Genomic DNA, 24,090 nt, shown 5'->3' with positions numbered 1-24,090 from the left:
AATGATCAAGGCGACGGACAGAAAACTGGTAGTAGGACTGGAGATTGGCACTGCGAAGGTTGCCGCTTTAGTAGGGGAAGTTCTGCCCGACGGTATGGTCAATATCATTGGTGTGGGCAGTTGCCCGTCTCGTGGTATGGATAAAGGTGGGGTAAACGACCTTGAGTCGGTGGTGAAATGCGTACAGCGCGCCATCGATCAGGCCGAACTGATGGCAGATTGCCAGATTTCCTCCGTGTATCTGGCGCTTTCTGGCAAGCATATCAGCTGCCAGAACGAGATTGGCATGGTGCCGATCTCAGAAGAAGAAGTCTCGCAGGAAGACGTCGAAAACGTAGTGCATACTGCGAAATCTGTGCGTGTTCGCGATGAACATCGCGTCCTGCATGTGATCCCGCAGGAGTATGCGATTGACTACCAGGAAGGTATTAAAAATCCGGTAGGCCTTTCCGGCGTGCGTATGCAGGCAAAAGTGCACTTGATCACATGTCACAACGATATGGCGAAGAACATCGTCAAAGCCGTTGAACGTTGTGGTCTTAAAGTTGACCAACTGATTTTCGCCGGTCTTGCGGCAAGTTATTCCGTATTGACTGAAGACGAACGTGAGCTGGGCGTCTGTGTCGTGGATATCGGTGGTGGTACGATGGACATGGCCGTCTATACCGGCGGGGCGCTGCGCCACACGAAAGTTATCCCTTATGCGGGGAACGTGGTGACCAGCGATATCGCCTACGCCTTTGGCACGCCACCGAGCGATGCAGAGGCGATTAAAGTGCGCCACGGTTGTGCACTTGGCTCCATTGTGGGCAAAGATGAGAGCGTTGAAGTGCCGAGCGTGGGTGGACGTCCACCGCGCAGCCTACAGCGCCAGACGTTAGCCGAGGTCATTGAGCCGCGTTATACCGAGCTACTCAACCTGGTCAACGAAGAGATTTTGCAGTTACAGGAACAGCTTCGCCAGCAAGGTGTCAAACACCATCTTGCGGCGGGGATTGTATTAACCGGCGGTGCGGCGCAAATTGAGGGTCTTGCGGCCTGTGCTCAGCGCGTGTTCCATACGCAGGTGCGCATCGGCGCACCGCTGAACATCACCGGTTTAACGGATTATGCTCAGGAGCCGTATTACTCAACGGCAGTGGGCTTGCTTCATTACGGGAAAGAAACACATCTCAGTGGCGAAGCAGAAGTAGAAAAACGCGCGTCGGTAGGTTCGTGGTTTAAACGAATCAATACCTGGCTGCGAAAAGAATTTTAATTTTAGTAAGAGACCGGCGAGAATTAACGGTTTCGGGCGACAGGCACAAAACGGAGAGAAACTATGTTTGAACCTATGGAACTGACCAACGACGCGGTGATTAAAGTCATCGGCGTCGGTGGCGGCGGCGGTAATGCTGTAGAGCATATGGTGCGCGAGCGCATCGAAGGTGTAGAGTTCTTCGCGGTGAACACCGATGCGCAGGCACTGCGTAAAACGGCTGTTGGCCAGACGATCCAAATCGGTGGCGGCATCACCAAAGGGCTGGGCGCTGGGGCAAACCCGGAAGTCGGCCGCAATGCTGCAGAAGAAGATCGTGAAGCCCTGCGTGCTGCGCTTGATGGTGCAGACATGGTGTTTATCGCCGCGGGCATGGGCGGCGGTACCGGAACCGGTGCTGCGCCAGTGGTTGCTGAAGTTGCTAAAGATTTAGGTATCCTGACGGTTGCCGTCGTGACTAAGCCTTTCAATTTTGAAGGCAAGAAGCGTATGGCGTTTGCCGAGCAGGGTATCACCGAGCTGTCCAAACACGTGGACTCGCTGATCACTATTCCGAACGACAAACTGCTGAAAGTGCTGGGCCGTGGCATCTCTCTGCTGGACGCCTTTGGCGCTGCGAACGATGTACTGAAAGGTGCAGTGCAAGGTATCGCCGAGCTGATCACCCGTCCGGGCCTGATGAACGTCGACTTTGCTGACGTGCGCACCGTGATGTCCGAGATGGGCTACGCGATGATGGGCTCCGGCGTGGCGAAAGGTGAAGACCGTGCAGAAGAAGCCGCTGAAATGGCGATCTCTTCTCCGCTGCTGGAAGATATCGATCTGTCTGGTGCGCGCGGCGTGCTGGTCAACATCACTGCGGGCTTCGACCTGCGTCTGGATGAGTTCGAAACCGTGGGTAACACCATCCGTGCGTTCGCCTCTGACAACGCCACTGTGGTAATCGGTACGTCCCTTGATCCAGAGATGAACGATGAGCTGCGCGTAACTGTTGTTGCTACCGGTATCGGCATGGACAAACGTCCTGAGATCACCCTGGTGACGAACAAAACTGCTCAGCAGCCTGTGATGGATCGCTACCAGCCGCACGGCATGGCGCCGTTGACGCAAGAGCAAAAACCGGCCGCGAAAGTGGTTAATGACAACACAACACAGACCCAGAAAGAGCCAGATTATCTGGATATCCCTGCGTTCCTGCGTAAGCAAGCTGATTAAGAATTAGCTGGAATTAGGGAATTTACGCTCTTTGTGCTAAACTGGCCGCCCGATAGTGATATACACTCTCGGTTGGATAAGTAACTTGGCGAGATTATACGATGATCAAACAAAGGACATTAAAACGTATCGTTCAGGCGACAGGTGTCGGTTTACATACCGGCAAGAAAGTCACACTGACGCTGCGCCCTGCGCCGGCCAATACCGGGGTCATCTATCGTCGCACCGACTTGAATCCACCGGTAGATTTCCCGGCTGATGCCAAATCTGTGCGTGATACCATGCTCTGTACTTGCCTGGTGAACGAGCATGACGTGCGGATCTCTACCGTAGAGCACCTGAATGCCGCCCTGGCGGGTCTGGGTATCGACAACATTGTTATTGAAGTCGATGCGCCAGAAATCCCAATCATGGATGGCAGCGCTGCACCGTTCGTTTATCTGTTGCTGGATGCCGGCATTGAAGAACTGAACTGTGCGAAGAAATTTGTGCGTATCAAAGAGACCGTTCGTGTCCAGGATGGCGACAAATGGGCTGAATTCAAGCCGTTTAATGGTTTTTCGTTGGATTTCACCATCGATTTCAACCATCCGGCGATTGATTCCAGCACCCAGCGCTATGCGATGAACTTCTCTGCTGATGCGTTTATGCGTCAGATCAGTCGTGCGCGTACTTTTGGTTTCATGCGTGATATCGAATATCTGCAGTCCCGCGGCCTGTGCCTGGGCGGCAGCTTCGATTGTGCCATCGTTGTTGACGATTATCGCGTACTGAACGAAGACGGCCTGCGTTTTGAAGATGAATTCGTTCGTCACAAAATGCTGGATGCGATCGGCGACCTGTTCATGTGTGGTCACAATATCATTGGTGCATTTACCGCGTATAAATCCGGTCATGCGCTGAACAACAAACTGTTGCAGGCTGTTCTGGCAAAACAGGAAGCCTGGGAATATGTGACCTTCGAAGACGAAGCTGAACTGCCACTGGCATTCAAAGCACCGAGCACAGTTCTGGCGTAACGGTAGATCCCGTTATTTAAATTCGACTGGTTGACCTGGCACTCTCTCCGGCCAGCAAGACCAGTCGTTTTTGTTTTTATCCTTCCCGAATTGCCGTAGTCAATGGCGCGTTTGCTGATTTCATCACCATTTTTAACCTCCCCGGTGCCTCATTACTGCTGCTGCGCCGTCGCATTGGTGGTAATATCTGGACGCTAAATAGAAAATTCTTACGGTGAGCCTGAAGGCTTACTTACTTTTGGTGGGGCAATTGAGCGGAATTCTGACGCGCTGGCGACAATTTGGCAGACGTTACTTCTGGCCGCATCTCCTTTTGGGGATGGTCGCGGCGAGCCTTGGCCTGCCCGCGCTCAGCAGCAACGCCGAAGCAGCTAACCCCGCAAAGACCGCCACCTCTCCACAAGACCTGAACACGCGGGTTAACTTCACTAACCTTGCTCTACTGGAAGCGAATCGCCGACCGAATTACACGGTGGATTATTGGCATCAGCATGCTATCCGCACCGTTATTCGTCACCTCTCATTCGCCATGGCACCGCAGGCGTTGCCTGCTGTTGAAGAGTCCCTACCGGTTCAGGCGCACCATCTGGCGCTGCTGGATACGCTCAACACGCTGCTTACCCAACAGAGCGAGCCGCCGGTCATTGTTCGTCAGGTCGCGCTTACTGCATTCTATCCCCCATCCGCTTTCTCCGTGTCGGCCTGGATTAGCCAGGTACAGGGCATCCGCGCCGGACCTCAACGCCTCAGCTAAATTAACGCTTTTCAATACCTTAATTTAACTGCCCATGATGGGGCGTTTGAGAATTTATTATGTTAATCAAATTACTAACAAAAGTTTTCGGTAGCCGTAACGATCGTACTTTGCGCCGTATGCGCAAAGCTGTCAGCATCATCAATGGCCTTGAGCCAGCGATGGAAAAACTCTCTGATGAAGAGCTGAAAGGCAAAACTGTAGAGTTCCGTGCCCGTCTTGAAAAAGGCGAAACCGTTGAAAGTCTGATCCCGGAAGCTTTCGCCGTGGTTCGCGAAGCGAGTAAGCGCGTATTTGGCATGCGTCACTTCGACGTGCAGCTGCTGGGCGGTATGGTGCTGAACGACCGTTGCATCGCTGAGATGCGTACCGGTGAAGGTAAAACCCTGACTGCGACCCTGCCTGCTTACCTTAATGCCTTATCCGGTAAAGGCGTACACGTCGTAACCGTCAACGACTATCTGGCGCAGCGTGACGCCGAAAACAACCGTCCACTGTTCGAGTTCCTGGGCCTGACCGTGGGCATCAACATGTCCGGTCTTCCTGCTCCGGCCAAGCGTGAAGCCTATAACGCGGACATCACATACGGCACCAACAACGAATACGGTTTTGACTACCTGCGCGATAACATGGCGTTCAGCCCGGAAGAGCGCGTTCAGCGTAAACTGCACTATGCGCTGGTGGATGAGGTTGACTCCATTCTGATCGATGAAGCCCGTACGCCGCTGATCATCTCCGGCCCTGCCGAAGACAGCTCCGAAATGTATCGCAAAGTCGACAAAATCATTCCTCACCTGATCCGTCAGGAAAAAGAGGACTCCGACAGCTTCCAGGGCGAAGGCCACTTCTCCGTGGACGAAAAAGCCCGTCAGGTGAACCTGACCGAACGTGGTCTGGTCCAGATCGAAGAACTGCTGGTTGCGCAGGGCATTATGGATGAAGGCGAGTCACTCTACTCTCCTGGCAACATTATGCTGATGCACCACGTGACGGCGGCGCTGCGCGCGCATGTACTGTTTACCCGTGACGTTGATTATATCGTTAAAGATGGCGAAGTTATCATCGTCGATGAGCACACCGGTCGTACCATGCAGGGGCGTCGCTGGTCCGATGGTCTGCATCAGGCGGTGGAAGCTAAAGAAGGCGTGGATATCCAGAACGAGAACCAGACCCTGGCATCCATTACCTTCCAGAACTACTTCCGTCTGTATGAGAAACTGGCAGGGATGACCGGTACGGCGGATACCGAAGCCTTCGAATTCAGCTCAATCTACAAGCTGGATACCGTGGTGGTTCCAACCAACCGTCCGATGATCCGTAAAGATATGCCGGACCTGGTCTACATGACCGAAGCAGAAAAAATTCAGGCCATCATCGAAGATATTCGCGACCGTACCGCCGCGGGCCAGCCGGTTCTGGTGGGTACCATCTCTATTGAAAAATCCGAAGTGGTTTCCAATGAGCTGACGAAAGCGGGCATCAAGCACAACGTACTGAACGCCAAATTCCACGCCAAAGAAGCGGATATCGTTGCGCAGGCGGGCTATCCGGGGGCCGTAACAATCGCCACCAACATGGCGGGCCGTGGTACTGACATCATGCTGGGCGGTAGCTGGCAGGCAGAAGTAGCCGAGCTGGAAAACCCAACCCCGGAACAGATCGCCCAGATCAAAGCCGACTGGCAGGTTCGTCACGATGCTGTACTGGCCGCGGGCGGTCTGCACATCATCGGTACCGAGCGTCATGAATCTCGCCGTATCGACAACCAGCTGCGTGGTCGTGCAGGTCGTCAGGGTGATGCCGGTTCATCCCGCTTCTACCTGTCGATGGAAGATGCGCTGATGCGTATTTTCGCCTCTGACCGTGTGTCGGGCATGATGCGCAAATTGGGCATGAAGCCAGGCGAAGCAATCGAGCACCCGTGGGTGACCAAAGCCATCGCTAACGCCCAGCGTAAAGTGGAAAGCCGTAACTTTGATATTCGTAAGCAGCTGCTTGAGTATGATGACGTAGCCAACGACCAGCGTCGCGCGATTTACACCCAGCGTAACGAGCTGCTGGACGTGTCCGACGTGAGCGAAACCATCAACAGTATCCGTGAAGACGTCTTTAAAGCCACTATCGATGGACACATTCCTCCGCAATCGCTGGAAGAGATGTGGGATATCGAAGGCCTGCAGGCACGCCTGAAGAACGATTTCGATCTGGATCTGCCTATCCAGGAGTGGCTGGATAAAGAGCCTGAGCTGCACGAAGAGACCCTGCGCGAGCGTATTTTTGCTAATGCCATTGAAGTCTATAAGCGCAAAGAAGAAGTGGTCGGCGCTGAGATGATGCGTCACTTCGAGAAAGGCGTCATGCTGCAAACGTTGGACTCCCTGTGGAAAGAGCACCTGGCGGCGATGGACTACCTGCGTCAGGGTATCCATCTGCGTGGCTATGCGCAGAAAGATCCGAAGCAGGAGTACAAACGCGAATCCTTTGCGATGTTTGCCTCAATGCTTGAATCCCTGAAATACGAAGTGATCAGCACCCTGAGCAAAGTGCAGGTTCGCATGCCGGAAGAAGTTGAAGAGATGGAGCAGCAGCGCCGCGAAGAGGCTGAACGTCTGGCCCAGATGCAGCAGCTTAGCCATCAGGACGATGAAGAAGCCGCCGCTGCCGCGATTGCCGCGCAGGCCGGTGAGCGTAAGGTAGGTCGTAACGATCCGTGCCCATGTGGTTCCGGTAAAAAATACAAACAGTGCCATGGCCGTCTGAGCTAAGCATTAAACCAACTGAAAAGGCGCAGATATCTGCGCCTTTTTTATGGAATCAGGACAATGAAAACACTGCAAATCGCTGTCGGGATCATTCGCAACTCCGATAACCAAATCTTTATTACCCAGCGTGCGGCGGATGCGCACATGGCAAATAAGTGGGAATTTCCGGGCGGGAAGATCGAGGCTGGCGAAACGCCGGAACAAGCGTTGATTCGCGAGTTACAGGAAGAGGTGGGGATCACCCCGCTCGGTGCGACCGTGTTCGATAAACTGGAATACCAGTTCCCCGATCGCCACATTACTTTATGGTTCTGGCTGGTGGAAAACTGGGAAGGGGAGCCATGGGGCAAAGAGGGACAGCCGGGGAGTTGGGTTACGCTTCAGGCGAGTGATGCCGATAAATTTCCACCGGCAAACGAACCTGTCATTACCCGCTTAGTGGGGAAGTTGTAGCCTGCTAAGCGAAGCGCCAGCAGGCTTTTACAGTTACTGCTGGTTTTCGCTCCAGTCATCGCTGTCAGAGAGATCGCCATCGCTCGGAATGCGTTTCTCTTCCGCAGCCCACTCACCAAGATCGATCAGCTGGCAACGTTTGCAGCAAAATGGACGAAAAGGACTCTGCTCGCCCCAGATAACGGGCTTCCCACAGGTGGGGCAGTTCACGGTGGTAACATCAGACATCATGGCTCCTTAACAACACGCCAGCTCAAAGTCGAGACGTTCCGGCACCAGACCATGTTCACTGTCGAGCGGCATGAAACGAATCGCAAAGCGGCTCTTGTGACCTGAAATTTGTGGGTAAAGCTGATCGGCAAGGGCCAGCTGCAGGCGCAGCAGATCGGCATCCTCACCGTTATCCTGATAAAAACCGTTCAGGCTGGTTTGCTTACGGAACGGCGCGGAGTTGCGGATCAAATCAAGGATCAGCGACAGCGCCTGGTTCAGCGGCTCAAGGCTGCCGAGCCAGCTTTGTACCTGAACATCGCGCTGCTCCTGCGGCATGTGCAGCCAGATATGCAGGGTCGGTAAATCGAAACTACAGCAGCCGCCAGGAATGCTCAGACGCTGGCGAACCAGCGCCACCAGACGATCTTCCCGCAGAAACTGGCCGATACGTGGCGCCGCCATCAATACAGTGCTGTTGTGTTTCAACTGCTGACGCAGGCTGTCGATACGGCTGTTATCCACGCCGGGCACTTCGGCCCAGGCCTGTAATTTACGCTGCTGACGCTCCAGCTCTTTCAGTAATTCTGTGCGAACTTCACCACGCTCTAACACATCCAGCAGGTCGCTGACGTTACGGAAAAAATGCAGCGCCGTGGTGTGATCCTGTATCGGAAGAAGGCTTGAAAGCTGCTGGATTAAAAACTCGATGCGCAGCCAGGTACGCATTTTTTCATTGAGGGGATGCTCAAACAGAACGTGGGTGTGCATTATGCTTTTTCCTGTAAAACGGCCTGCGCCAGGTAGTACTGATGCAGGCGGGCAACATCGGAGCTGATGGCATCCGGTGCGCCGTTATTATCAATAACATCATCCGCGACGGCAAGGCGTGCTTCACGCGTGGCCTGCGCGGCAAGAATTTGTTCGGCATGTTCGCGCGCAACATTATCGCGGGCGATGGTGCGCTGAATTTGTGTTGTCGGAGAGACGTCCACGACAAGCACCCGATCAGCTTTTTCGTGGAGCTTATTTTCCACCAGAAGCGGTACAACCCAGAGGACATAAGGTGAGGTCGCCTGTGACATCTGCCTCTGCGTCTCCTGCTGGATCAGCGGATGAAGCAGGGCATTTAGCCAGGCTTTTTCTTCAGGATGCGAGAAAATGCGTTCACGCAGCATCCGGCGGTTCAGGGTGCCATCGGGTGCGATCATATCGTGGCCGAAATGTTCTGCGATGGCGTGCAGTGCAGGTGTACCTGGCTCTACCACCTGGCGGGCAATGATGTCGGCATCAATAATCGTGACACCCAGACGAGAGAAGGCGTCGGCCACAGTGCTTTTGCCACTGCCAATGCCTCCCGTTAATGCAACGATGTACCCCATTAATTAAAATCCTGGGAAATATTCATTATTGATATCAATTGCTTAACATTTAATCTTTTAACAGCAATGGTTAAGCTCTGCTTACGGACTTTTTACCAGGTAAATTTATAGGATTGTAGCGTAAAAAAAGTGATTTTCGCAGTCTTGCGCAACAGGTATTAGTGCGTATGATAGCGTCACTGGAGTTGTGTGTTTCGTTTTTCGACATTTACCCCAGTACCCCAGGAATCCGCAAATGCGTATCGAAGAAGATCTGAAGTTAGGTTTCAAAGACGTTCTTATCCGCCCTAAACGTTCTACTCTGAAAAGTCGCTCCGACGTTGAACTCGAACGTCAATTCACCTTTAAGCATTCCGGTCAGACCTGGTCTGGCGTGCCTGTTATCGCCGCCAATATGGATACGGTTGGGACGTTCGCAATGGCGAAAGCACTGGCTTCCTTCGACATCCTCACCGCCGTGCATAAGCACTACAGCGTTGAAGAGTGGAATGCGTTTGCAGGCTCCGTTTCTGAAACTGTTCTCAAGCACGTAATGGTTTCTACCGGCACCTCCGATGCCGATTTCGAAAAAACGAAACAGATCCTTATTGCCAACCCGAACCTGAACTTCATCTGTATTGATGTCGCGAATGGTTATTCGGAACATTTCGTGCAGTTCGTCAGCAAAGCGCGCCAGGCCTGGCCGACCAAAACCATTATTGCAGGTAACGTGGTTACCGGTGAAATGTGTGAAGAGCTGATTTTGTCCGGTGCCGATATCGTGAAAGTGGGCATTGGCCCGGGTTCCGTCTGCACCACCCGCGTAAAAACCGGTGTTGGCTATCCGCAGCTCTCTGCGGTGATCGAGTGTGCTGATGCAGCCCACGGCCTGGGTGGCCAGATCATCAGCGACGGCGGTTGCACCATGCCGGGTGACGTGGCGAAAGCCTTTGGCGGCGGCGCAGACTTCGTGATGCTGGGCGGTATGCTGGCAGGTCATGAAGAGAGCGGCGGTACCGTTGTTGATGAAAACGGTGAAAAATTCATGCTTTTCTATGGGATGAGTTCTGAATCCGCGATGAACCGTCACGTGGGCGGCGTTGCTCAGTATCGTGCGGCAGAAGGTAAAACCGTTAAGCTGCCACTTCGCGGCCCGGTTGAGAACACCGCGCGTGATATCCTGGGTGGCCTGCGTTCAGCCTGTACCTACGTGGGCGCATCCCGACTGAAAGAGCTGACCAAGCGCACCACCTTTATTCGCGTTCAGGAACAGGAAAACCGCGTTTTCAATAGCCTGTAATGCTCTCTCGCTGGCGCGGTTCGCGCCAGCGTTATCCCGCCCCCATCGCATCCCCCAGATGAAAAATCGGCAGGTACATCGCGACCACCAGCGTGCCGATAATTAACCCCGTCACAATTAACAGCAGCGGCTCCAGCAACGAAGCGAGATTATCCGCTTGCTGAAATGTCTGCTCATTATGATGCTGCGCCAGATTAGCCAGCATGGTATCCAGCGCGCCCGAAGCTTCGCCGGTGCGAACGAGTTGAATGCAGAGCGGCGTAAAGATCGCCGCTTCATTCAGGGCAGACCAGATGGGCGCCCCCTGCATAATGTGCTGGCGTATCGCCTGTAATTTCTCCTGCCAGAAGGGGCATGTCAGCGTCTCTTCTGTACTTTCCAGCCCCTGAATAAAGGCGATGCCTGCCTGCTGCGTAAGCGACAGAACGGTAAAGATCTGGCTGAGCTTTTGCCCGCGCACGAGCGCCCCAATCACCGGGCTGCTCAGCAGCAGACGCTGCGTGGCGCGTTGCCATCGCCGGTTGCGGCGAACATACATCAGGCCACATGCCGCCACCACCAGACTTAGCAGCAACCCCGCGCCCCGCTCCTGCAGCATGGTTGCCAGCGCCATTACAGCGCGGGTCAGGGCCGGTAAGGGCGTGTTGAAGGTTTTGTAGATCGCGGCAAATTCCGGCAGTACCAGGGTCACCATCGCCAGTACCACAGCGAAGGCCAGGGCGAGGATAATCACCGGATAGCGCAGCGCCTTTTTTACCTTCGCGCTCAGCTGATGCTGTGTTTTTTGCTGTTGCGCCAGCTGACGACAACATTCATCGAGCTTGCCGGTCAGCTCCCCGGTTTTCATCATCGAAACATAGAGTGGAGGGAAGACATGCGGCCACTTTTTCAGGGCGTCTGAAAAGGCGCAACCCGCGCTGAGATCGTCAGCCACGCTCTGCAGCAGGGCCTGCCACTGCCGGATGGGGTGCTGCTGCGCCAGAAGCGCCAGACCAGCCGAAAGCGTTAAGCCCGCCTGCAGTAACGTCGCCAGCTGGTGGATCACCTCGTAGCGCTGCTGCGCCCGCCAGCGCGTCTGCTGCAGGCTGCGTTTGATTTCGAGAGGGAAGAGATCCCGGCCCAACAGGACGCTCCACGCCGTTTGTTTGTCGGCAGCCCAGAGCGCGCCAGTCTTTTGCTCTCCCTGCGGGTTAAGCGCCCGCCAGCGCCACAGTTGATTATCCGCCATCCGATTCGCCCAGCATCTGAACCAGCTCCCCAAGCGTGGTGTGGCCTTGCTCTACCGCCATGCAGCCATGTTCAAACAGCGTGACCATGCCCGTCTGTCTGGCCAGCTTTTCGATCTCCTCCACCGGCGCTCCGCTGGCAATGGCGGCGCGCAGTTCCCGGGTGATCACCATCACTTCGAAGATCGCCACCCGACCATAAAATCCGTGATAGCAGCGGTCGCAGCCCACTGGCTGCCAGTGCGGCAAAGGCCGGGGCCATAGCGCTTGGGGCAAGGGCGTATCCCGGTGCACCTCGGTACGGCAGTGTGGGCAGAGTCGGCGCACCAGCCGCTGGGCGATCACCAGAGACAGCGCCGACGAGATCATCCAGCGTGCCACGCCCATTTGTTGCAGGCGAACCAGCGTCTCAGCAGTAGAGTTGGTGTGCAACGTTGACAGCACCAGATGACCGGTCTGTGCAGCGTTGATGGCGATCTCTGCCGTTTCGCCATCGCGTATTTCGCCCACCATAATAATGTCGGGATCCTGGCGCAAAAATGCGCGCAGCACGCTCTGGAAGGTTAACCCTGCCCGGGGATTAATGGGCGTTTGATTTAGCCCCTCCAGCGGGATTTCGACCGGATCTTCCACACTGCAGATATTCACCGCGGGCGTGTTCCGCGCCTGCAGTGCGCTGTAGAGAGTAACGGTCTTGCCGCTGCCGGTGGGGCCAGTTACCAGAATCAGCCCCTGGGATTTGTGCAGTGTGCTGGCAAATAGCCGCTGCTGGGTTTCGCTCATGCCCAGTTGTTCGAGCCGCAGTGCCTGTTGCTCTTGCTGCAGAAGTCGCAGAACGATTTTTTCGCCGTTGCGGCAGGGGAGCGTGGCAATGCGAAACGAGACGGGGGATCCCGAAAGCTCGACCGTAAATTGCCCATCCTGAGGTAAGCGACGCTCGGCGATATCCAGATTGCCCAGCACCTTCAGTCTGGCGATAAGGGTTGTGCCAAGTTCGGCCGGGAGCGGTTGCTGCGGGTAGAGCACGCCGTCAATGCGCAACCGTATCTGCCAGCTTTCGTCGGCTGGCTCGATATGAATATCCGACGCCCGCTGGCTCAGGGCCTGCATCAGGGTCTGGTTAAGTATGTCGATGGCGGAACGCGCAGATGTAGTGACCACAGGCAAATGCGCTTCCGATGCGGTTTGCTGGTGCTTTTCCATTCGCTCGGCGGTCCAGCATTCAATGTCGATTCGTTTCTGCGTCGCAAAACGTAATGCCTCCAGCAGTTCGGGCGATGGGTTGCCGACCACAGCAATGTTGATCCTGTCCTGGGCGCAGGTCAGCAGCAGGGCGTTATGACGCCGACAAAGGGCCGTTAAGCGTTCAGCATTCATTGCCCGCTCTCCTGTTCAGCTGTGAAGCGGAACACTTCTTCGCAGGCCTGCTTCAGTGCGCTGTCCTCGCCAACGGTGCACAGGCGCTTCCAGCCAGTGATGCCGTTGCCATTATCCCACTGCGGGGTCATCGTCACCTCCAGGCCGTTAAGGCTCTCCTGGCCAGTCAGGGTAACAACGCCTTTGTCGATGCTCATCCCGGAGACATAACGGCTGGTCGACGGGGAGGGAATGCCGTTGACGCCCGCGTTACAGCTCTCTGTCCCGCCATGATCGAGAGCGCAGAGTTCGACTGCGGTACGGTAGGGCATAAAGGTTTGCAGCATATCGGTGAGGGCGGCTTTTCGCAGGTAGTTCTGGTAAGCCGGAATGCCAATCGCGCTGAGGATAGCCACGATGCCGATGACCACCATTAACTCAATGAGGGTAAATCCTTTTTGTCTTTCCATGGGTCGCTCCTTATGTTGACGCACACTACTGTGGCAGCGGGGCAGACCAGGGGCGAGGGGCAAAAATCGATTCGTGAAGCAGCATTCAGCGGGATGTGCTGGTGTTACAAAACCATGCAGCAGGTTTGCGGGGCGGGTCGTAAATCGGGCGTACCCGGCCTGTGCAGGCCGGGTTTTTTGTCACTTAGCGAAAGCGCATCGACAGGTCGAGGGCGCGAATGTGTTTGGTCAGCGCGCCAACGGAGATGAAATCGACGCCGGTTTCGGCAAATTCGCGCAAGGTTTCGTACGTCACGTTGCCGGAGACCTCAAGACGGGCCTGGCCGTTGGTGCGCTTCACCGCTTCACGCATCTCTTCGGTTTTGAAGTTATCCAGCATGATGATGTCGGCACCCGCTTTCAGGGCATCGTCCAGCTCCTGCAGGTTTTCCACTTCCACTTCAACCGGCACATCCGGGTGCAGCCAGAAGGCTTTTTCCACGGCCTGGCGAACGGAGCCGGAGGCAATAATATGGTTCTCTTTAATCAGGAACGCATCAGATAACCCCAGACGGTGGTTTGCACCGCCGCCGCACAATACGGCATATTTCAGGGCGGTACGCAGGCCCGGCAGCGTTTTACGTGTATCCAGCAGTTGGGTATGGGTGCCTTCCAGCAGGTCGACATAGCGGCGAGCTTCGCTGGCGACGCCGGAAAGCGTCTGGACAAAATTCAGCGCGGTGCGTTCACCGGTCAGCAGGACGCGTGATGCGCCTTCAAGTTCAAACAGCGGCTGATTCGCTTTAATGCTGTCGCCATCTTCAACATGCCACGTCACCTTAACGCCGTCACCGGCCAGCTGGGTAAAGACCTCTTCCACCCAACGTTTACCACAGAAAACCCCGTCTTCACGAGTGATCACAACCGCATGGGAACGGGCATCTTCCGCCAGCAGCTGGGCGGTTATGTCGTTGCCAGCATTGACATCTCCACCCAGATCTTCGCGCAGCGCATTGGCAACGCTTACCGGAATATCAAGATTTATACGTTCCAGCAGTACGTTACGTCTGTGGTCGGGGTTGTAGCGGCGAGGCGGCATGTTAAAACTCCAAATTGGTAACGAATCATAAGATTGAAACATGCTACTCTGAACCGGGAATCAGCACCATATATAAGGAGATCCTGCATGCAGTTAGAACATGGCTGGCTGGCAGATGCCCGGCGTGTTCCGTCGCCACACCACGATTGCCGCCCGGAGGATGAGATCCCGTCGCTGCTGGTGGTGCATAACATCAGTCTGCCGCCAGGCGAGTTTGGCGGTCCGTGGATTGACGCGCTATTCACCGGGACAATCGATCCCGATGCTCACCCCTTTTTTGCGGAGATCGCTCACCTGCGCGTTTCTGCCCATTGTCTTATTCGTCGTGACGGCGAAATCGTCCAGTATGTTCCCTTTGATAAACGTGCCTGGCATGCGGGCGTTTCTCAGTATCAGGGGCGTGAACGGTGCAATGACTTTTCTATCGGCATCGAGCTGGAAGGGACTGATACACTGCCCTACACCGATGCGCAGTATCAACAGCTGGCCGCGGTGACGCGCGCCCTTATCAAGCTCTACCCGGCTATTGCCCAGAACCGGACCGGACACAGCGATATTGCACCGCAGCGCAAGACCGACCCTGGCCCGGCCTTTGACTGGCAACGATTTAACACTATGCTTACCGCCCTGTCAGATAAGGAGATGACATGACGTTATTTACCATGCTGCTGGTGATGATTGCTGAGCGTTTGTTCAAGCTGGGCGAGCACTGGCATCTGGATCACCGGATGGAAGTGCTGTTTCGTCGCATCCGCCATTTTTCCATGATCCGTACTCTGCTGATGACCGCGGCGGTGATGGGCGTGGTGTTCCTGCTGTTGCGTTCGCTGTATGGTCTCTTCTTCAATGTGCCGCTGCTGGTGGTGTGGATCCTGCTCGGTGTGCTCTGTATTGGCGCGGGTAAGGTGCGTCTGCACTACCATGCCTATCTGAAGGCGGCAACCAACGATGATGCCCATGCCCGCGGCGCGATGGCCAGCGAGCTGACGCTGATCCACGGCGTCCCGCCGGAATGCGACGAACGCGAGTTTTTACGCGAGCTGCAGAACGCGCTGTTGTGGATTAACTTCCGCTTCTATCTGGCGCCGTTGTTCTGGTTTGTCGTCGGCGGTGCGTGGGGCCCGGTGCTGATGATGGGTTATGCGTTTTTACGCGCCTGGCAGAGCTGGCTCGCACGTTATCTGACGCCGCACGAGCGGTTACAGTCCGGGATCGACGCCATTCTGCATGTGCTGGACTGGCTGCCGGTGCGACTGTTCGGGGTGGTTTATGCCCTGATCGGGCATGGTGAGAAAGCCCTGCCGGCATGGTTTGCCTCGCTGGGAGATCGCCATACCTCGCAGTACCTGGTGTTAACACGTCTGGCGCAGTTCTCGCTGGCGCGTGAACCGCATACCGATAAGATCGAAACGCCGAAAGCGGCCGTTTCAATGGCCAAGAAAACGTCTTTTGCGGTGGTGGTGATTGTGGCGCTGCTGACCATCTACGGCACGCTGATCTAAACCAGCGTGCCGCAGGGCTTACACTGTATCCGCTGACGGGATGCCAAAATCAGGCATCCCGTTTTCATTCCAGCGAACAAGCTTCAGGCGGGTGTGGCGGTTCGGATCGTACAGCGGATCGCCCTCGATTTCGGTGTAGTTACGCGCGTGGTAAACCAGCACGTCTTCACCCTCCGGCGTTTGGGTAAAGCTGTTGTGCCCCGGCCCGTACTGGCGGTTTTCATAGCTGGTGGTAAATACCGGCTGCGGTGATTTATGCCAGTTCGCCGGGTTCTGTGGGTCGGCATTAAGGTCGATCCACAGTAGCCCCATGCAGTAGTTTTCATCGGTGGCGCTGGCAGAGTAGCTGATAAACAACCGATCGCCGTGGAACAACACTGCCGGGCCTTCGTTGACCCAGAACCCGCGGCACTCCCAGTCATACTCCGGTTTGCTGAGCATCACCGGCTTGCCTTTTAACGTCCACGGGTTCTCCATTTCGCACAGGTACAGGTTCGAGTTACCGGTGATATCCGGGGCTTTTTGCGCCCACAGATACCAGCGTTTTCCCTGGTGAATAAAGGTGGTCGCATCCAGCGCAAAGGTGTCGAACGGGGTTTGGATCTGCCCTTTCTCAACCCAGGTGCCGGTGAGCGGGTCATTGTCTGAACACTCCAGCGCAAACATCCGGTGCTGGAACATCCCGAGTTTATCCAGCGCCTGGGTGTGCGTAGCGGCGAAATAGATGTACCACTTGCCGTCAATCCAGTGCAGCTCCGGTGCCCAGATCAGCTGACTCATCGGGCCGGTGTCGGGCTTGCGCCAGACCACCACCTCATCGGCGCTGCGCAGCCCCTCCAGCGAGTCGGCACGGCGGATCTCCAGCCGGTCGTACTCCGGCACCGAGGCAATAAAGTAGTATTGTCCTTCATGATGAAGAATGTACGGGTCAGCGCGTTGTTCAATAAACGGGTTTGGCCAGGTTTGCATTCGGCTTTCCTTATTTTGTCTCAGCGGCGTTGAGTTCCTGAAAATCATTCAGCTCGCGGTAGTTGTTCCGGCGTTTTTCCAGGTCTTGCTGAATTTGCTTCATGGTTTCGCGATCAACCTTCAGCAGACGCACCACGCCAGCGGTAATGAGGTAGCCAATGCCCGGAATGACGGTGAAGAGCAGAACGATCCCGTTGATGGCATCCGCGCTTTGCGCCTTAGCACCGGCATCATAACCGTACCAGGAGAGCAGGAAGCCCACCATCGCCCCGGCAATCGCCAGCCCCAGCTTGAGGAAGAAGATGTTGCCGGAGAAGCTGATCCCGGTGATACGTTTACCGGTTTTCCATTCGCCGTAGTCATCTACGTCGGCCATCAGCGACCAGTGCAGCGGAGACGGGATCTGGTGCAGGATATTCAGCAGGAAGTAGAGCACCACAATGGTCACGGTGGCTTTTGGATCGAAGAAGTAGAAGGCGGTGGAGAAAATCGCCAGCACGATGTTGGTCCAGAAGAAGACCTTCAGCTTACACCAGCGGTCGGTCAGCACTTTTGCCAGCACGCTGCCAAGCATCATGCCGACCACGCCCAGGCTGATAAACAGGGTGGCGAAGTGAGTGCTCTGGCCCATGACCCAGGTGACGTAATACATGGTTGCCGCCATGCGGATAAAGCCCGGGCAGACGTTGCAGAGCGTCAGCAGCAGAATGCGTACCCACTGGTCGTTCTTCCACACATCTTTCAGATCATTTTTCAGCTCGTCATTGGTTTGCACCGCCGGGCGAACACGCTCGCGCACGGTAGAGAAGCTGAACAGGAACATGCAGGTGCCAATCAGCGCCAGCACGGTCATGGCCATCTGGTAGCCTTTGGCTTTGTCTTCGCCGCCGAACCAGTCGGCCATCGGCAGCAGCGTCAGCGACAGCAGCAGCGTGGCGATACCAACCATCACAAAGCGATAAGACTGACAGGCCACGCGCTCTTTAGGATCGTTAGTGATCACGCCCCCCAGCGAGCAGTACGGAATGTTAATGGCCGTATAGGTCAGGGAGAGCAGGAAGTAGGTGACGAAGGCATAGATAACTTTGCTGTTATAGGTCCAGTCCGGGGTGGTAAACATCAGGATGCTGAACAGCGCATAGGGGAAGGCGATCCATAAAAGCCATGGACGAAATCGCCCATACTTACTACGGGTACGATCGGCAATGGCCCCCATAATGGGATCGGTTACGGCATCGATGACGCGCACAGAGAGCAGCAATACCCCCACCAGTGCCGGAGCAAGGCCGAAAATATCCGTATAAAAATAGTTTACAAACAGCATGATGGCGCCAAAGATGATGTTGCATCCGGCATCCCCCATTCCATAGCCGATCTTTTCTTTTACTGAAAGTTTATTGTTATCCATCGACGATTCTCCGAGTTGCACTATGGAGAGAATTATTCGCTGCCGAAGCAAAATATGCGTTGCAGTATACCGTCGGTGATATGGATAAAATGGCTGTTGGCGAGAAAGTGTGAGGAAGGTAACAACCCTCTGCATCCGCCGGGACGCAGAGGGGAGAAGATTAATGCGCTTTTACCGCTTTAGCATTTTTCTGCTTACATGCGTAACCCACCCCGAGGATAACAATCCAGACAGGGATCAGGTAAACCGAGATAGCCATACCCGGCGTCATCAGCATGATAACCAGCACGGCAGCCATAAACAGCAGGCAGACCCAGTTACCCAGCGGATAGAGCAGGGCAGGGAAGCGCGTTTTCACGCCCTGCTGCTGTTTCGCACGACGGAACTTCATGTGCGCCAGGCTGATCATCGCCCAGTTGATCACCAGAGCGGAGACCACCAGCGCCATCAGCAGACCGAAGGCGGATTCCGGGGCCAGGTAGTTGATCAGCACGCACAGCGCGGTCACAACCGCCGACACGATAATGGTGTTAACCGGCACGCCACGCTTATCCACGTTGAGCAGTGCTTTCGGGGCGTTACCCTGCTGAGCCAGGCCGAACAGCATACGGCTGTTGCAGTAAACGCAGCTGTTATAGACCGACAGCGCGGCGGTCAGTACCACCACGTTCAGGGCGTTGGCCACAAAGGTGTCGCCCAGCTCGTGGAAGATCAGCACAAACGGGCTGGTGTCAGCGGTGACGCGGGTCCACGGCAGCAGGGAAAGCAGCACGGCCAGCGAGCCTACATAGAAGATCAGGATGCGGTAGATAACCTGGTTGGTCGCTTTCGGGATGCTCTGCTCCGGGTTGTCTGCTTCAGCGGCGGTGATACCCACCAGCTCAAGACCACCGAAGGAGAACATAATGATCGCCATCATCATCACCAGACCGGTCATGCCGTGTGGCAGGAAACCGCCCTGATCCCAGAGGTTGCTCACGCTTGCCTGCGGGCCGCCGTTGCCGCTGAACAGCAGCCAGCCGCCAAACAGGATCATCGCCACAACCGCGATAACTTTAATAATGGCGAACCAGAACTCCATCTCACCGAACACTTTTACGTTGGTCAGGTTGATGGCGTTGATGACCACAAAGAAGACCGCCGCGGAGACCCAGGTTGGGATCTCAGGCCACCAGAACTGGACATATTTACCGACCGCGGTCAGTTCCGCCATCGCCACCAGCACATACAGCACCCAGTAGTTCCAGCCGGACGCGAACCCGGCAAAGCTGCCCCAGTATTTATAAGCAAAATGGCTAAAGGAACCGGCTACCGGCTCTTCGACCACCATTTCACCGAGCTGGCGCATAATAAGAAAGGCGATAAAACCGGCAATGGCATAACCCAGAATAATACCCGGACCGGCAGACTGAATAACCGATGCGCTGCCAAGGAACAGGCCTGTACCGATAGCGCCACCGAGAGCGATAAGCTGAATATGGCGGTTTTTAAGGCCGCGCTTCAGCTGATCGCCGTGCTGTTGACCATCCATTATGAAACCTCGTGTGTGGTTGTTATGTTCACGCTCTGGCGTGTGTAATTATGAAATTCCATTTCATGTATTTATTAGTTTACGGTTCAATTGGCTGAAAATATCGGAAGTGTCTTCCGTAATTGGAAGAATAATGTTAAGCGACGGCGAATGCACCTGCTTTATGCGTGGAGAAAGTGAGTTCGAATAAAAAGAAAGCATTTGTAAATCGTTCCGTTTATGTCCCTTCATCAACCTATAGAATAAAAATGCTCCATAAGTGGGCAGCTTTTCATTTTTTACTCCGCTAAATCGGTTCAGATCGCACTTTTCTTCGTTTCGATAAAGTTAAAACTGCCTCTTTGGGAGTAATCATTTCATTTGTGCAGAGTTACATTTTTGAAACGTTATTTCTGTAAGGTTGTTAAAATAAGCAGGGTTTACTGATTTCGGTCAAAACCAATATGGACAGAAGGTGAATACTTTGTTACTTTAGCGATACGAACATGAAATTGGTAAGACCAATTGACTCCGGGCAAAAAGGCGTAAGACAGGGAATATGGCCTACAGCAAAATTCGCCAACCAAAATTATCTGATGTGATTGAGCAGCAGCTGGAGTTTTTGATCCTCGAGGGGACCCTGCGCCCCGGTGAGAAACTTCCACCTGAACGCGAACTGGCTAAACAGTTCGACGTTTCCCGTCCTTCGCTGCGTGAGGCGATCCAACGTCTCGAAGCCAAGGGCCTACTGCTTCGTCGCCAGGGTGGCGGAACCTTTGTGCAAAACAGCCTGTGGCAGAGCTTCAGCGACCCGTTAGTGGAGCTGCTCTCCGACCACCCAGAATCCCAGTTCGATCTGCTTGAGACCCGTCACGCGCTTGAAGGCATCGCGGCTTACTACGCGGCGCTGCGCAGCAACGATGAAGATCGTGACCGCATTCGCGAACTCCATCAGGCCATTGAACGGGCCCAACAGTCCGGCGATCTCGACGCCGAGTCCGACGCCGTCGTCCAGTATCAAATTGCCGTCACAGAAGCAGCCCACAACGTGGTGCTCCTCCATCTGCTACGCTGCATGGAGCCAATGCTTGCCCAGAACGTTCGTCAGAATTTTGAATTGTTGTATGCCCGTCGGGAGATGCTCCCGCTGGTCAGCAACCATCGCACTCGAGTATTCGAGGCGATAATGGCCGGGGAGCCGGAGCAGGCGCGTGAAGCGTCGCACCGTCACCTGGCTTTCATTGAGGAAATCTTGCTGGACCGCAGCCGTGAACAGAGTCGTCGAGAACGTTCACTTCGCCGCATACAGCAACGAAAGGATTAAGCGCCAGTTTTTTAGAGCGCGGCAACTAAACGCAGAACCTGTCTTATTGCGCTTTTAGTTTTCGACATAGTTTGGGTTGTATCGCGGCGGCAAGTGCGCGCATCCCCAGGAGCACAGTTAACGCTGTGACTGGAGTGAAGAAGCACAGCCAACAAAGAGACAGCCCGAAACGAAAAGAAAGTGCAATGGGACAGGTTCCAGACAAATCAACGTATTAGATAGATAAGGAATACCCCCATGTCAGAACGTCTCCAAAATGACGTGGATCCGATCGAAACTCGCGACTGGCAACAGGCGATCGAATCGGTCATCCGTGAAGAAGGTGTTGAGCGCGCTCAGTATCTGATTGAACAGATGCTTTCTGAAGCCCGCAAAGGTGGCGTGAAAGTAGCTGCAGGTGCAGGGGCTAACAACTACGTAAACACGATTGCCGTCGAAGACGAACCGGAATACCCGGGCAATCTGGATCTGGAACGCCGCATCCGTTCTGCAATTCGCTGGAACGCCATCATGACCGTTCTGCGCGCATCCAAAAAAGATCTGGAGCTGGGCGGCCACATGGCTTCCTTCCAGTCTTCTGCAACCGTTTATGAAGTGTGCTTCAACCACTTCTTCCGCGCACGCACTGAGAAAGACGGCGGCGACCTGGTGTACTTCCAGGGCCACATCTCTCCGGGCGTTTACGCACGTGCGTTCCTGGAAGGTCGTCTGACTGAAGAGCAGATGAACAACTTCCGTCAGGAAGTTCACGGTAAAGGCCTGTCTTCTTACCCGCACCCGAAACTGATGCCTGAATTCTGGCAGTTCCCGACCGTATCTATGGGTCTGGGTCCAATCGGTGCGATCTACCAGGCTAAATTCCTGAAATATCTGGAACACCGTGGCCTGAAAGACACCTCTCAGCAGACCGTTTACGCCTTCCTGGGCGACGGTGAGATGGATGAGCCAGAATCTAAAGGTGCGATCACCATCGCGACCCGTGAGAAGCTGGACAACCTGTGCTTCATCATCAACTGTAACCTGCAGCGTCTGGATGGTCCGGTAACCGGTAACGGCAAGATCATCAACGAACTGGAAGGCATCTTCGCAGGTGCAGGCTGGAACGTGATTAAAGTCATGTGGGGCGGTCGTTGGGATGAGCTGCTGCGTAAAGACACCAGCGGTAAACTGCTCCAGCTGATGCAGGAAACCGTTGACGGCGACTACCAGACCTTCAAATCCAAAGATGGTGCCTACGTTCGTGAGCACTTCTTCGGTAAATATCCTGAGACTGCAGCCCTGGTTGCTGACTGGACTGACGATCAGATCTGGGCACTGAACCGCGGTGGTCACGATCCGAAGAAAGTCTACGCTGCACTGAAAAAAGCGCAAGAAACCAAAGGCAAAGCGACTGTAATCCTGGCCCATACCGTTAAAGGTTATGGCATGGGTGATACCGCCGAAGGTAAAAACATCGCGCACCAGGTGAAGAAAATGAACATGGACGGCGTGCGTTATATCCGCGACCGTTTCAACGTTCCAGTGACCGACGAGCAGGTTGAAAACCTCTCTTACATCACCTTCCCGGAAGGTTCAGAAGAGCACACCTATCTGCACGCACAGCGTCAGAAACTGAACGGCTACCTGCCGTCCCGTCAGGTGAACTTCACTGAGAAACTGGAACTGCCAGCGCTGGAAGACTTCTCTCAGCTGCTGGAAGAGCAGAACAAAGAGATCTCCACCACTATCGCCTTCGTGCGTGCCCTGAACGTGATGCTGAAGAACAAGTCGATCAAAGATCGTCTGGTTCCAATCATCGCTGACGAAGCGCGTACCTTTGGTATGGAAGGTCTGTTCCGTCAGATCGGTATCTACAGCCCGAACGGTCAGCAGTACACCCCGCAGGACCGCGAGCAGGTTGCATACTACAAAGAAGACGAGAAAGGTCAGATCCTGCAGGAAGGTATTAACGAGCTGGGCGCAGGCGCATCCTGGCTGGCTGCTGCGACTTCTTACAGCACCAACAACCTGCCGATGATCCCGTTCTACATCTACTACTCCATGTTCGGTTTCCAGCGTATCGGTGACCTGTGCTGGCAGGCTGGCGACCAACAGGCTCGCGGCTTCCTGGTCGGTGGTACTTCCGGTCGTACGACGCTGAACGGTGAAGGTCTGCAGCACGAAGATGGTCACAGCCACATTCAGTCTCTGACTATCCCTAACTGTATCTCTTATGACCCGTCTTACGCGTACGAAGTGGCAGTCATCATGCATGACGGCCTGCAGCGCATGTACGGTGAAGCGCAAGAGAACATTTACTACTACATCACCACCCTGAACGAAAACTACCACATGCCGGCCATGCCAGCAGGTGCCGAGGAAGGTATCCGTAAAGGTATCTACAAACTCGAAACTGTTGCAGGTAGCAAAGGTAAAGTTCAGCTGCTGGGCTCCGGTTCTATCCTGCGTCACGTTCGTGAAGCAGCGCAGATCCTGGCGAACGACTACGGCGTAGGTTCTGACGTCTACAGCGTGACCTCCTTCACCGAACTGGCACGTGATGGCCAGGATTGTGAGCGCTGGAACATGCTGCACCCGCTGGAAACCCCACGTGTTCCGTACATCGCTCAGGTGATGAACGACGCGCCAGCTGTAGCTTCAACTGACTATATGAAACTGTTCGCTGAGCAGGTTCGTACTTACGTACCAGCTGATGATTATCGCGTACTGGGTACTGACGGCTTCGGTCGTTCTGACAGCCGCGAAAACCTGCGTCACCACTTCGAAGTTGATGCTTCTTACGTGGTTGTAGCAGCACTGGGCGAACTGGCTAAACGTGGCGAAATCGACAAGAAAGTGGTGGCGGAAGCAATCACCAAATTCAACATCGATGCAGATAAAGTTAACCCGCGTCTGGCGTAAGAGGTAAAAGAATA

21 protein-coding genes are annotated in these 24,090 nt (G+C 54.8%); 11 read left to right on the top strand and 10 right to left on the bottom strand.

All coding sequences use genetic code 11. From position 1 onward, the window contains the following. Position 1 precedes the first annotated feature (1 nt). From ftsA to mutT, 6 genes are all read left to right on the top strand, one after another. Positions 2-1,258: a cell division protein FtsA gene (gene ftsA, locus ABIE02_RS10075; protein ID WP_032616543.1), complete on the top strand. Its 1,257-nt coding sequence runs from the start codon at positions 2-4 to the stop codon at positions 1,256-1,258. Positions 1,259-1,321: 63 nt separating this feature from the next. Continuing rightward, a complete protein-coding gene (ftsZ, locus tag ABIE02_RS10070; protein WP_032616544.1) occupies positions 1,322-2,473 on the top strand; it encodes a cell division protein FtsZ in 1,152 nt (383 codons plus the stop codon). A 101-nt stretch (positions 2,474-2,574) separates the two neighbouring features. Then, on the top strand, positions 2,575-3,492 hold the full coding sequence (lpxC, locus tag ABIE02_RS10065; RefSeq protein ID WP_032616545.1) for a UDP-3-O-acyl-N-acetylglucosamine deacetylase: 918 nt from the start codon (positions 2,575-2,577) through the stop codon (positions 3,490-3,492). 250 nt (positions 3,493-3,742) lie between these two features. After that, a complete protein-coding gene (gene secM, locus ABIE02_RS10060) occupies positions 3,743-4,246 on the top strand; it encodes a secA translation cis-regulator SecM (protein ID WP_164539875.1) in 504 nt (167 codons plus the stop codon). 59 nt (positions 4,247-4,305) lie between these two features. After that, complete coding sequence (gene secA, locus ABIE02_RS10055) at positions 4,306-7,011, top strand: preprotein translocase subunit SecA (protein ID WP_032616546.1); 2,706 nt, start codon at positions 4,306-4,308, stop codon at positions 7,009-7,011. A 57-nt stretch (positions 7,012-7,068) separates the two neighbouring features. Continuing rightward, positions 7,069-7,461: an 8-oxo-dGTP diphosphatase MutT gene (mutT, locus tag ABIE02_RS10050; protein ID WP_164539876.1), complete on the top strand. Its 393-nt coding sequence runs from the start codon at positions 7,069-7,071 to the stop codon at positions 7,459-7,461. Between the two features lie 33 nt (positions 7,462-7,494). On the opposite strand, the gene yacG is transcribed toward mutT, so the two are convergent. The 3 genes from yacG to coaE are packed head-to-tail and all read right to left on the bottom strand — an operon-like array spanning position 7,495 to position 9,053. Next, complete coding sequence (yacG, locus tag ABIE02_RS10045) at positions 7,495-7,689, bottom strand: DNA gyrase inhibitor YacG (protein WP_032616548.1); 195 nt, start codon at positions 7,687-7,689, stop codon at positions 7,495-7,497. A gap of 9 nt (positions 7,690-7,698) precedes the next feature. Further along, positions 7,699-8,442, bottom strand: a complete 744-nt coding sequence (zapD, locus tag ABIE02_RS10040; protein WP_077227162.1) for a cell division protein ZapD — start codon at positions 8,440-8,442, stop codon at positions 7,699-7,701. After that, complete coding sequence (gene coaE, locus ABIE02_RS10035; protein WP_164539877.1) at positions 8,442-9,053, bottom strand: dephospho-CoA kinase; 612 nt, start codon at positions 9,051-9,053, stop codon at positions 8,442-8,444. The genes zapD and coaE overlap by 1 nt, the downstream gene beginning before the upstream one ends. A 235-nt stretch (positions 9,054-9,288) precedes the next feature. On the opposite strand from coaE, the gene ABIE02_RS10030 reads away from it, so the two are divergent. Further along, a complete protein-coding gene (locus ABIE02_RS10030) occupies positions 9,289-10,332 on the top strand; it encodes a GMP reductase (RefSeq protein WP_032616552.1) in 1,044 nt (347 codons plus the stop codon). A 31-nt stretch (positions 10,333-10,363) separates the two neighbouring features. Here the strand turns inward: ABIE02_RS10030 and hofC are convergent, their stop codons facing one another. From hofC to nadC, 4 genes are all read right to left on the bottom strand, one after another. After that, positions 10,364-11,560, bottom strand: a complete 1,197-nt coding sequence (hofC, locus tag ABIE02_RS10025) for a protein transport protein HofC (RefSeq protein ID WP_164539878.1) — start codon at positions 11,558-11,560, stop codon at positions 10,364-10,366. Beyond that, positions 11,550-12,935: a type II secretion system protein GspE gene (gene gspE / locus ABIE02_RS10020; protein ID WP_164539879.1), complete on the bottom strand. Its 1,386-nt coding sequence runs from the start codon at positions 12,933-12,935 to the stop codon at positions 11,550-11,552. Before gspE ends, hofC begins: the two co-directional genes overlap by 11 nt. Further along, positions 12,932-13,384 (bottom strand): prepilin peptidase-dependent pilin, encoded by a 453-nt coding sequence (gene ppdD, locus ABIE02_RS10015; RefSeq protein WP_151583603.1) that lies wholly within the window; start codon positions 13,382-13,384, stop codon positions 12,932-12,934. Before ppdD ends, gspE begins: the two co-directional genes overlap by 4 nt. Before the next feature lie 184 nt (positions 13,385-13,568). Further along, a complete protein-coding gene (nadC, locus tag ABIE02_RS10010; RefSeq protein ID WP_164539880.1) occupies positions 13,569-14,462 on the bottom strand; it encodes a carboxylating nicotinate-nucleotide diphosphorylase in 894 nt (297 codons plus the stop codon). An 87-nt stretch (positions 14,463-14,549) separates the two neighbouring features. On the opposite strand from nadC, the gene ampD reads away from it, so the two are divergent. Continuing rightward, complete coding sequence (gene ampD, locus ABIE02_RS10005) at positions 14,550-15,113, top strand: 1,6-anhydro-N-acetylmuramyl-L-alanine amidase AmpD (protein ID WP_032616557.1); 564 nt, start codon at positions 14,550-14,552, stop codon at positions 15,111-15,113. Continuing rightward, on the top strand, positions 15,110-15,964 hold the full coding sequence (ampE, locus tag ABIE02_RS10000; protein WP_032616558.1) for a beta-lactamase regulator AmpE: 855 nt from the start codon (positions 15,110-15,112) through the stop codon (positions 15,962-15,964). The genes ampD and ampE overlap by 4 nt, the downstream gene beginning before the upstream one ends. A gap of 18 nt (positions 15,965-15,982) precedes the next feature. On the opposite strand, the gene ABIE02_RS09995 is transcribed toward ampE, so the two are convergent. From ABIE02_RS09995 to aroP, 3 genes are all read right to left on the bottom strand, one after another. Further along, positions 15,983-16,933 (bottom strand): glycoside hydrolase family 43 protein, encoded by a 951-nt coding sequence (locus ABIE02_RS09995; protein ID WP_164539881.1) that lies wholly within the window; start codon positions 16,931-16,933, stop codon positions 15,983-15,985. 10 nt (positions 16,934-16,943) lie between these two features. Continuing rightward, positions 16,944-18,341, bottom strand: coding sequence for a glycoside-pentoside-hexuronide (GPH):cation symporter (locus ABIE02_RS09990; protein WP_032616560.1), 1,398 nt, complete (start codon positions 18,339-18,341; stop codon positions 16,944-16,946). Between the two features lie 160 nt (positions 18,342-18,501). After that, positions 18,502-19,872, bottom strand: coding sequence for an aromatic amino acid transporter AroP (gene aroP / locus ABIE02_RS09985; RefSeq protein WP_032616561.1), 1,371 nt, complete (start codon positions 19,870-19,872; stop codon positions 18,502-18,504). Between the two features lie 538 nt (positions 19,873-20,410). On the opposite strand from aroP, the gene pdhR reads away from it, so the two are divergent. Together pdhR and aceE are read left to right on the top strand one after the other, a co-directional pair. Beyond that, positions 20,411-21,175: a pyruvate dehydrogenase complex transcriptional repressor PdhR gene (gene pdhR, locus ABIE02_RS09980; RefSeq protein ID WP_032616562.1), complete on the top strand. Its 765-nt coding sequence runs from the start codon at positions 20,411-20,413 to the stop codon at positions 21,173-21,175. Between the two features lie 237 nt (positions 21,176-21,412). After that, a complete protein-coding gene (gene aceE, locus ABIE02_RS09975; protein WP_032616563.1) occupies positions 21,413-24,076 on the top strand; it encodes a pyruvate dehydrogenase (acetyl-transferring), homodimeric type in 2,664 nt (887 codons plus the stop codon). Positions 24,077-24,090: the final 14 nt, after the last annotated feature.

The organism is Leclercia sp. 1548 (genome assembly GCF_050435045.1).
Lineage (GTDB): Bacteria > Pseudomonadota > Gammaproteobacteria > Enterobacterales > Enterobacteriaceae > Enterobacter > Enterobacter adecarboxylatus.
The sequence above is the reverse complement of the archived record's forward strand: the minus strand, read 5'-3'. Positions and strand labels throughout refer to the sequence as shown.

What these genes read in the sequence shown, in the direction of transcription:
- ABIE02_RS09990 (WP_032616560.1), bottom strand. Translation starts at nt 18,341, where the DNA reads ATGGATAACAATAAACTTTCAGTAAAAGAAAAGATCGGCTATGGAATG.
- lpxC (WP_032616545.1), top strand. Translation starts at nt 2,575, where the DNA reads ATGATCAAACAAAGGACATTAAAACGTATCGTTCAGGCGACAGGTGTC.
- coaE (WP_164539877.1), bottom strand. Translation starts at nt 9,053, where the DNA reads ATGGGGTACATCGTTGCATTAACGGGAGGCATTGGCAGTGGCAAAAGC.
- ampD (WP_032616557.1), top strand. Translation starts at nt 14,550, where the DNA reads ATGCAGTTAGAACATGGCTGGCTGGCAGATGCCCGGCGTGTTCCGTCG.
- ppdD (WP_151583603.1), bottom strand. Translation starts at nt 13,384, where the DNA reads ATGGAAAGACAAAAAGGATTTACCCTCATTGAGTTAATGGTGGTCATC.
- zapD (WP_077227162.1), bottom strand. Translation starts at nt 8,442, where the DNA reads ATGCACACCCACGTTCTGTTTGAGCATCCCCTCAATGAAAAAATGCGT.
- ABIE02_RS10030 (WP_032616552.1), top strand. Translation starts at nt 9,289, where the DNA reads ATGCGTATCGAAGAAGATCTGAAGTTAGGTTTCAAAGACGTTCTTATC.
- secA (WP_032616546.1), top strand. Translation starts at nt 4,306, where the DNA reads ATGTTAATCAAATTACTAACAAAAGTTTTCGGTAGCCGTAACGATCGT.
- yacG (WP_032616548.1), bottom strand. Translation starts at nt 7,689, where the DNA reads ATGTCTGATGTTACCACCGTGAACTGCCCCACCTGTGGGAAGCCCGTT.
- hofC (WP_164539878.1), bottom strand. Translation starts at nt 11,560, where the DNA reads ATGGCGGATAATCAACTGTGGCGCTGGCGGGCGCTTAACCCGCAGGGA.
- ABIE02_RS09995 (WP_164539881.1), bottom strand. Translation starts at nt 16,933, where the DNA reads ATGCAAACCTGGCCAAACCCGTTTATTGAACAACGCGCTGACCCGTAC.
- pdhR (WP_032616562.1), top strand. Translation starts at nt 20,411, where the DNA reads ATGGCCTACAGCAAAATTCGCCAACCAAAATTATCTGATGTGATTGAG.
- mutT (WP_164539876.1), top strand. Translation starts at nt 7,069, where the DNA reads ATGAAAACACTGCAAATCGCTGTCGGGATCATTCGCAACTCCGATAAC.
- nadC (WP_164539880.1), bottom strand. Translation starts at nt 14,462, where the DNA reads ATGCCGCCTCGCCGCTACAACCCCGACCACAGACGTAACGTACTGCTG.
- aroP (WP_032616561.1), bottom strand. Translation starts at nt 19,872, where the DNA reads ATGGATGGTCAACAGCACGGCGATCAGCTGAAGCGCGGCCTTAAAAAC.
- ftsA (WP_032616543.1), top strand. Translation starts at nt 2, where the DNA reads ATGATCAAGGCGACGGACAGAAAACTGGTAGTAGGACTGGAGATTGGC.
- ampE (WP_032616558.1), top strand. Translation starts at nt 15,110, where the DNA reads ATGACGTTATTTACCATGCTGCTGGTGATGATTGCTGAGCGTTTGTTC.
- aceE (WP_032616563.1), top strand. Translation starts at nt 21,413, where the DNA reads ATGTCAGAACGTCTCCAAAATGACGTGGATCCGATCGAAACTCGCGAC.
- ftsZ (WP_032616544.1), top strand. Translation starts at nt 1,322, where the DNA reads ATGTTTGAACCTATGGAACTGACCAACGACGCGGTGATTAAAGTCATC.
- gspE (WP_164539879.1), bottom strand. Translation starts at nt 12,935, where the DNA reads ATGAATGCTGAACGCTTAACGGCCCTTTGTCGGCGTCATAACGCCCTG.